The organism is Bacillus sp. GMs2/2 (genome assembly GCF_050172095.1).
GTDB lineage: Bacteria > Bacillota > Bacilli > Bacillales > Bacillaceae_G > Bacillus_A > Bacillus_A cereus.
Genome location: NZ_JBNLYE010000746.1, coordinates 1 through 1022 on the forward strand (window position 1 = coordinate 1; position 1022 = coordinate 1022).

The following is a 1022-nucleotide window of genomic DNA, read 5'->3' on the forward strand; positions in this document are numbered from 1 at the left end:
ATACGTACTTCTTATAAAGCAAATAATGAGATAGGAAATATTGTACAGTCTTTTAATAGTATGTTAGATAATCTACAACAATTAATTGCAAGTGTTAAATCGACAACACAAGAAGTTATTTCTTCTACAGATGGTGTTTTACAAGATACAAAGCGAGCATCTAATATTTCGAATGAGGTTGTTCAGACGATTTCTGAAGTAAAAGAAAAAATAGCAGGACAGGTAACTAGTATTCAAGAGAGTTCATCTTCAATGGATGAAATAACAATTGGTGTGCAAACAGTAGCTGAGTCTTCAGCTGTGGTTGCTGAGGTAGCAGTAACTACTACAGAACAAATACACATTGGTAGTGATGTGATAAAGCACTCAATTCTTCAAATGAACAGTGTTCATGATGTCGTGGAGGAAACATCAAAAGTAATAGATAGACTTGTTACACGTACACAACAGATTGATACAGCCTTGGATGCAATTACTAATATTGCCGAGCAAACTAACCTTCTTGCCTTAAATGCTGCTATTGAAGCAGCACGTGCTGGAGAGAATGGGAAAGGGTTTGCAGTGGTTGCAGCAGAAGTGAGGGATTTGGCTGAAAAGTCTAAAGAATCCGCGAATGAAATTAACCATTTAGTCAAATCTATTCAACAAGATACTCAAGACACAGTTCATGTCATGCAAAAAGGAGAACAAAAGGCAGCAGAAGGAAAGGAAGCAGCCCACCAAGCAGATCAAACATTCTCATCTATTATGAGAGATATTGACAAAATCACAAGTCAAATTCAAGAAGTCTCTGCAGCAACAGAGGAGATGTCTGCCGGTACAGAAGAAGTAAATGCGTCTCTTTCACTAGTATCTGATACTTCAACACAAATAGAAAGAGAAACAATTCAAACAGTACAATCAATTCAATTACAAGCAGTTTCAATTCAAGAAATTTCAAATCAATCTAACAAGATGAAAGAAAAGGTGAATGCATTAACAGAATTGCTTTCTAAATTTATTATTGAAGAGCAAAAAAACGA

The 1022-nt window shown here is 35.6% G+C and carries 1 protein-coding gene; it reads left to right on the forward strand.

Annotated features, from left to right (window positions below; translation table 11 throughout):
- Positions 1-1022 (forward strand): methyl-accepting chemotaxis protein (locus ACQGS6_RS29220; RefSeq protein ID WP_426966089.1); only part of this gene is annotated, 1022 nt, incomplete at both ends.